Annotated in this window: 7 protein-coding genes; all 7 read right to left on the bottom strand. The window is 43.0% G+C overall.

Translation table 11 applies throughout. From position 1 onward, the window contains the following. Nucleotides 1–553: 553 nt before the first annotated feature. Entirely contained in the window at nt 554–1,816 is a 1,263-nt protein-coding gene (locus tag CWC28_RS00335) for an aromatic amino acid transport family protein (RefSeq protein WP_063700760.1), read from the bottom strand. 153 nt (nt 1,817–1,969) lie between these two features. After that, entirely contained in the window at nt 1,970–2,161 is a 192-nt protein-coding gene (locus CWC28_RS00330; RefSeq protein ID WP_063700758.1) for a hypothetical protein, read from the bottom strand. 176 nt (nt 2,162–2,337) lie between these two features. Continuing rightward, the gene (gene cysQ / locus CWC28_RS00325; protein ID WP_063700756.1) at nt 2,338–3,108 is read right to left on the bottom strand and encodes a 3'(2'),5'-bisphosphate nucleotidase CysQ; all 771 of its coding nucleotides are present in this window, start codon (nt 3,106–3,108) and stop codon (nt 2,338–2,340) included. Nucleotides 3,109–3,111: 3 nt separating this feature from the next. After that, nucleotides 3,112–3,708 (bottom strand): adenylyl-sulfate kinase, encoded by a 597-nt coding sequence (cysC, locus tag CWC28_RS00320; protein ID WP_063700754.1) that lies wholly within the window; start codon nt 3,706–3,708, stop codon nt 3,112–3,114. Nucleotides 3,709–3,852: 144 nt separating this feature from the next. Beyond that, complete coding sequence (cysN, locus tag CWC28_RS00315) at nt 3,853–5,277, bottom strand: sulfate adenylyltransferase subunit CysN (protein WP_063700751.1); 1,425 nt, start codon at nt 5,275–5,277, stop codon at nt 3,853–3,855. Then, nucleotides 5,277–6,176, bottom strand: coding sequence for a sulfate adenylyltransferase subunit CysD (cysD, locus tag CWC28_RS00310; protein ID WP_063700749.1), 900 nt, complete (start codon nt 6,174–6,176; stop codon nt 5,277–5,279). The genes cysN and cysD overlap by 1 nt, the downstream gene beginning before the upstream one ends. Before the next feature lie 35 nt (nt 6,177–6,211). After that, the gene (cysG, locus tag CWC28_RS00305) at nt 6,212–7,633 is read right to left on the bottom strand and encodes a siroheme synthase CysG (RefSeq protein ID WP_063700762.1); all 1,422 of its coding nucleotides are present in this window, start codon (nt 7,631–7,633) and stop codon (nt 6,212–6,214) included. Between the last annotated feature and the right edge of the window lie 64 nt (nt 7,634–7,697).

Raw genomic sequence — 7,697 nt, 5'->3', positions numbered from 1 at the left:
GCCCGATTCGAAAGAGTCGGGATTTTTTGCGTTTTAGCTGTCAGCTTTCAGCCGTCAGACGTCAGCTGAAATACAGAGATATCAGACGTCAGATATTAGATGTTAGTTGAACTGTGGTGTTGTTTAGTACAGAGTCACCCTCAGCAACAAACCCCGTAGGAGGCACTTCAGTGCCGAATTCAGACCAGAACAAACATATTCATGGCTAAAGCGATTCCTACAAGTACACTTTACCTAGAACCTAGAACCTAGAACCTAGAACCTAGAACCTAGAACCTAGAACCTAGAACCTAGAACCTAGAACCTCCGGCAGAGGGAAATGCAGCACCAAACACCCACACCGCGCAGCTGAACGCTGACGGCTGAAAGCTGATAGCTCTTTGATGTGTTGGGTTTCGCTGCGCTTTACCCAACCTACGCCAGACTTCCAAACTTTACTCTTTCAACTTTCCCCTCGCTAACTAGCAACTCGCTAACTTCACTCCCACATCTTGTGTAACAAAAAAGCCCAGCCGGTTTCCCGGCTGGGCTTCTATATCGAGCAATAATGAGATTACTTAATCATGTTGTAGATAAGTGCAAACACAGCTAGAGCGCCAATTGTAAGTACGAACAACGTGCTCAAACGATTTCTGTATTTGTGTAAGCTAGGCACCTTATATACGGCAATCATTGGCATGATGAAAAGGATCATGGCAATGATAGGGCCTGATAGCTGATCCATCATGTCTAAAATACTTGGGTTGATCACCGAGCAATACCAAATAGCAAAGAACATGATAACAGTGCCAATCTTATCAACGAGTTTAGGGTTCATATGGGCTTGCTTACTAACAAGGCCGTTGAAGCTTTCACGGGCACCTAAGAAGTGGCCTAAGAATGAAGACGTAATCGCGATAAAGGCAACTAATGGCCCTAGAGTAGCAATAAACGAGTTATCAGTGATATTGGCAAGGAATGACAAGATAGACACGTTATCTGCTTTTGCTTGTACCATTTGTTCTGTAGATAGTGACAGTACGCACGAGAATACAAACAGTAAAACAAACACAATTAATAATAAGCTGGTGCGCTTTAGAATTGCTTCTGACTTCATTTTGGCATTATTGCCGTAGTGAGCGCGCTGTACATGCACAAAGCTTGATATTGCTGCAGCATGGCTAAATGAGAATACAATGATAGGTATTGATAACCAAAGTGTTTTCATGAATCCTGAAAACTCAGGGACTGATACATCTGGCATTTGCCAGCTTGGGATCAGGTAAATAGATAAGAAGAACAAGATAGCGACGAGAGGATAAACAAGGATTGCAAAAGCACGTAACATGAGTGCTTCGCCACCTAGCATTAAACTGATCATACCGCCAACGAGCAGGCCAGATAACACCACGCGTGGGGGGGACTCCATACCTAATTGATTAACGATAAAGCTGTCTACAGTATTGGTTAAGCCAACACCATAAATAAGTAAGATAGGGAAGATAGACAGAAAATACAGTAAAGAGATTAAGCGCCCGGCGTTAATGCCAAAGTGTTCTTCTACTACATCGGTAAAGTCTGCTTCAGGCTTTTTTGATGATAAAACAAAGCGGGCTAAGCCTCTGTGAGCTAAGTAAGTCATCGGAAAGGCAAGGCATGCCATGATAATTAAAGGCCAAAATCCGCCGATACCGATATTAATTGGTAAGAATAAAATCCCTGCACCGACTGCGGTGCCAAATAAACTTAATACCCATTGGGTGTCATGAAGATTCCATTTTGAGTTACTACTTGTTGTCGATGCATCATACGGCATAGCATCTTGATGTGTGTTCATTAGCACTCCACTATTAGAATAATAATTGTCGCGCAGCATATAGAAAAGCGACTAAGAATGCATGTTTTAGCGTTGTATTTAGATAACTATGCTGTAAGGAGAGACTTACAAAGAAAGAGAATTGGGCTTATTTAGAAAGCCCAGTTGTGGTATTTATTCTGCGGCTGCAAGTGCGCGAGCTTTAATGTCTGCGGCAAATGCTAAACCTTTCTTAAAACGTGCCTCAGCTGCAGTGATTTCACTTTCATCGCCATTGGCGGCAAGCACTCCTTGTGAAAGGGCTTTATAAAGTGCGGTAATTTGTGCTTCATAGCCGGCTTCAATTGCTTTTTCAACAGTCGTCATGGTTATTCCTTTAATAGATTAAGAAAGCAAAATACTATAGGAACAAGGACTTATTGGCTATATGATTGTGGTCATAAAGTAGGGAATATGAAATTTGGATATTTATTTTGCTATGACAGGGGAGATGCTGGGTTTCGCTACGCTCTACCCAGCCTACGGTATTTAACGGAACGCTTTTAGTTCTGTAATGCCGATACGACAAAATACGGATTCAGATACTCTTCTTTACTGTTATACAGTAGTGGGCTGCCATCTAGTTTGCTAACCGTTGCGCCTGCAATTTCGGCAATCGCATGACCTGCTCCGGTATCCCACTCACAGGTTGGGCCAAGGCGTGGGTATATATCAGCACTCCCTTCGGCAACCAGACAAAGTTTTAGTGAGCTGCCCTTTGAAACCATTTCTACATCTTCAAACTGTTTTACGAATTCAGCTAGATCAGGAGAAGGGTGTGAACGGCTGCCGACAACACGGATAAGCCCTTTATTTGGCTTACGGGTTACCTTAAGTTCAATGCGCTCATCACCTTTATCTTTAAAGGCACCAATTGCTTCAGCAGCAATATACGACACACCTAATGCCGGTGCATCGACAACAGCTAATACCGGTTTCCCTTTTTCAATCAAGGCAATGTTTACTGTGAACTCGCCATTCTTTTTGATGAACTCTTTGGTGCCATCAATTGGATCGACTAACCAGTAGCGTTGCCAAGTTTGACGAATATCCCAGCTAATATCAGCGCTTTCTTCGCTTAGAATTGGTACATCAGGGGTGAGATGTTGTAAGCCATTCACAATCACTTTGTGAGCTGCTAGGTCGGCGTCGGTCACTGGGCTTTCATCAGCTTTGTACTCAACATTAAAGTCCTTTTCGTAAATCCCCATTATTGCACTGCCGGCTTGGCGTGCGAGGAGTAATATTTCTTCTAGCAGTTCCGTTTGATTCATGACTTAACCTATAATTTGCTGTTGTTTTAAATACGCTACCAGTTCTTGCACCGATTGGTCTAGGCTGTTTTTACTGGTATCGATTTTAATTTCTGGCGATGTAGGGATTTGATAGTCTGAGTCGATACCTGTGAAGTGCTTAATTTCACCTGCACGCGCTTTTTTATAAAGCCCTTTAGGGTCGCGTGTTTCACACACGTCGAGCGGGGTATCTAAAAATACCTCAATAAACTCACCATCCTCTACTAAGTTTCTTACCATATCGCGTTCGCTTTGGAATGGCGAAATAAATGCGGTTAATACCACAAGACCGGCATCGACCATCAGCTTGGCAGTTTCACCTACGCGACGAATGTTTTCCACGCGGTCTTCATCAGTAAAGCCAAGATCTTTACATAAGCCATGACGCACATTGTCGCCATCAAGTAGGTAGGTGTGAACGCCTAACTGGTTTAATGCGCTTTCTAGTGCGTTTGCAACAGTGCTTTTGCCTGAACCTGAAAAACCAGTGAACCATAAAATGGTTGGCTTATGCTTTTTTTGCTCACTACGCTGTGATTTGCTAATGGCGTAATTATGCCAAACGATATTTTCATCCATTGTCTTTACTCCAATCATTGAGAAACCAAAGCTCTCAAAATAAAGAAATAGATTTAAAGGGGTGAGAGTGTGGTAATCAAATATAAATAGTAATGCTGGCTTAAAAACGGTTGTTGTCTTATAGCCAGCATTGTCTTACCTAGCCTATTTAAGTTGGCTTATATCAAGCGCTTGCCAATGAGGGAAGTGCTTGCGTACTAAAGCGTTAAACTCAACTTCAAAGTCGCTAAAGCTGCTTTGATGTTCTTCAGTGCTAAGTAATTGCTCAATCATACCTGCCGCAACGGTTAGGTTTGATAAGCGGTCAATTAGGATGAACGCACCTGTTTCATGGTTGTTGTGGTACTCATCAGCCAAAATTGTTTCTGTAAGCTCTAAAGTTACAATCGCAATTTCGTTAAGTTGTAATGAGTCTGCTTGACCATGCTCAAGGGTATTTACATCAATCGTGTGATCGATTTTTCTTACCACTGCTGAGGTATTTTTGCTGCCTAACTTAAAGTTATAGCTTTTACCTAATACAAGCGGCGCTTCATGCATCCACACTAACTTAGCTTGAATACGGTTTGTCACAGCAGCTTTTGAAGCGGCTGGTACAATCACATCACCACGACTGATATCAATTTCGTCGTTTAACGTTAGAGTGATTGCTTGACCTGCTTCAGCGCTATCTAAGTTGCCATCGAAAGTTACAATCTCTTTAATGCTTGAGCTTTTACCTGATGGTAACACTTTCACTGCATCACCCACGCTAAGTTTGCCAGATGTTAAAGTACCTTGGAAACCACGGAAGTCTAGGTTTGGGCGTACTACATATTGCACTGGAAGACGCGCTTCAAAACCGTTATCAATTTCAGCCGCTGGTGAGTCTTCAAGTAACTCCAGCAGTGGCTTTTCTGTGTAATAAGGTGTGTGCTCTGAGCGAGTAACTACATTGTCACCTTTCAGCGCTGACATCGGCACAAATTTGATATTAGTAACGTTTAGTTGTTCTGCAAACTTAAGGTAGTCAGCTTTGATTTTCTCGTATACGGTTTCATCGAAATCGACGATATCCATCTTATTGATAGCAACAACAAACTGCTTGATACCTAACGAGTCACAGATAAAGCTATGACGCTTCGTTTGTACTTGTACGCCATAACGCGCATCAACTAAGATAATCGCCACATCACTGGTTGATGCGCCGGTCACCATGTTGCGCGTGTACTGCTCATGTCCTGGCGTATCAGCAATAATGAATTTACGTTTTGCTGTAGAGAAGTAACGATAAGCAACGTCAATGGTAATACCTTGTTCACGCTCTGCTTGAAGACCATCGACAAGAAGTGCTAAATCAAGCTCTTCACCCGCATTACCAACTTTTTCATTGTCTTTATGCAGGGCTGCAAGTTGGTCTTCATAAATTTGGTGACTGTCATGTAAAAGGCGGCCAATCAGCGTAGATTTACCGTCATCCACACTACCACAGGTCAGCATGCGTAAAAGGCTTTTGTCTTGTTGACGCGCAAGGTAGGCGTCGATGCCTAACTCTCTTACTTCATTAATCGTGTCGTTTGTTTTAGACATTAGAAATAGCCCTCACGTTTTTTCTTTTCCATTGAACCAGCAGAGTCGTGATCAATCACGCGACCTTCACGCTCAGAAGAGGTTGAAAGCAGCATTTCTTCAATAATTTCAGTTAAGGTACCTGCCGTTGATTCCACAGCACCCGTTAGCGGGTAACAACCAAGAGTACGAAAACGTACCGACTTCATTTGCGGTACTTCGCCTTCTTCTAATGGCATACGCTCATCATCAACCATGATTAGCGTGCCGTTACGCTCAACGACTGGGCGTTCTTTGGCAAGGTAAAGTGGAACCATTTCAATGTTTTCTTGGTAGATATACTGCCAAATATCCAACTCAGTCCAGTTAGATAACGGGAATACACGAATGCTTTCACCCGGATTAACTTGGCTGTTGTACGTATTCCAAAGCTCTGGACGTTGGTTTTTTGGATCCCATCTGTGGTGTTTGTCACGGAATGAGTAAACACGCTCTTTAGCTCGTGATTTCTCTTCGTCACGACGAGCACCACCAAATGCAGCATCAAAGCCGTATTTATCTAACGCTTGCTTTAAGCCTTGCGTTTTCATGATGTCGGTGTGCTTTGCTGAGCCGTGCACAAATGGATTGATATCAATCTCTAACCCTTCAGGGTTCTTGTGGACGATTAAATCAAAACCATAGTCTTTAGCTAGGCGGTCACGAAACTCGATCATTTCCTTAAACTTCCAGTTGGTGTCAACGTGTAAAAGTGGAAATGGAATTTTTGCTGGATAAAACGCTTTACGTGCTAAGTGTAATAACACTGATGAATCTTTACCGATTGAGTAAAGCATCACCGGGTTTTCAAACTCAGCAGCAACTTCGCGCATGATTTTGATACTTTCAGCTTCTAATTGCTGAAGGTGTGTTAAAGCCATTGTTAGTCGTCCTACTAAAATGATTAAAAGTTAAATTAAGCTACGCCAGTAATTGGCTGGGCAAAGCTGCTGGTTTGTTCTGTTTGGCCAAACCATGCAAGCTGATGGTGCAATGATGCAACTTCGCCAATAATTAATAAGGCGGGTGAAATAATACTATGGCGCGAAATCAAGTCGGCCAGCTCACCTAATTGCCCTGTTACAACACGTTGTTCTTTACGTGTGCCGTTTTCGATAATGGCAACCGGTGTGTCTGCACCGCGGCCATGTTTTAATAGTTGTGCTTGAATATGCGGTGATTTAATCACTCCCATATAAATCGCTAAGGTCTGATTTGGCTTGGCGAGTGATTGCCAATCCAATTCTTGACCATCTTTTTTACAGTGACCTGTCACAAACTGAATGGCTTGTGCGTGATCTCTGTGAGTAAGAGGAATACCGGCATAAGCGCTACAACCTGCAGCAGCAGTAATACCCGGTACGATTTGGTAACGTACTTTATTCGCGGCTAGCACTTGTACTTCTTCACCACCACGACCATAAATAAACGGGTCGCCACCTTTAATACGGCATACTTTTTTGCCTTGCTTGGCAAAATCAACCAACATCTGGTTGGTATCTTCTTGCGCCACACTGTGATCGCCTAAACGTTTACCTACGCAAACTAGGTCTGCATCACGGCGTACTAAATCCATAATTTCATCAGAAACTAAGTAGTCATATACCACCACATCAGCTTGTTGCATTAACTGCAGTGCTTTTAAGGTTAATAGCTCAGGGTCACCTGGGCCTGCACCTACAACATACACTTCGCCTTCTGGTTCTGGCTTTGCATCTAACAATTGCTCTAACTGCGCTGTTGCAGCTTCGGTATTACCCGCTTGGACTTTGCTTACAACTGATGAATCAAATACGCCTTCCCAAAACTGGCGGCGGTCAGCAAAGTGTTTAAAGCGTTGTTTTACTTTGTCACGAAAGCTACCAACTAATGTAGCGAGTGGACCTATATGCTGTGGAATAAGCGTTTCGAGTTTTTCACGTAAACGACGTGCTAATACCGGTGCTGTGCCTGCGCTTGAAATTGCAATTGTGATTGGATCACGGTCAACAATGGATGGAAAAATAAAGCTGCACTTAGGTTGATCATCCACCACGTTAACGAAAATATTGCGTGCATTCGCAAGTTCGAACACGTCTTTGTTCACGCTTTCGATATCTGTCGCGGCGATTACCAGCATTTGCTGGTCTAAATACTGTTCTTTGAATGTATCAGTGATCAGGTTTACTTCGTTTTGCTCAGCAAGAGCAAGTAGCTCATCACAAAATTCAGGCGCGACTAGCGTTACATGAGCACGTGCTTTTAAAAATGCACGGCATTTGCGTAACGCGACATCTCCACCGCCGACTACCAACACAGGTTTGTCGTCTAATTTGGTAAAGATTGGTAAATATTGCACTTTGTTCTCACCCCTAAAACACATCAACGAAACTGCTTATTGCAGGCAAGCAGAATATAGTGCT

The organism is Pseudoalteromonas sp. S4492 (assembly GCF_005886115.1).
Lineage (GTDB): Bacteria > Pseudomonadota > Gammaproteobacteria > Enterobacterales > Alteromonadaceae > Pseudoalteromonas > Pseudoalteromonas gelatinilytica.
The sequence above is the reverse complement of the archived record's forward strand: the minus strand, read 5'-3'. Positions and strand labels throughout refer to the sequence as shown.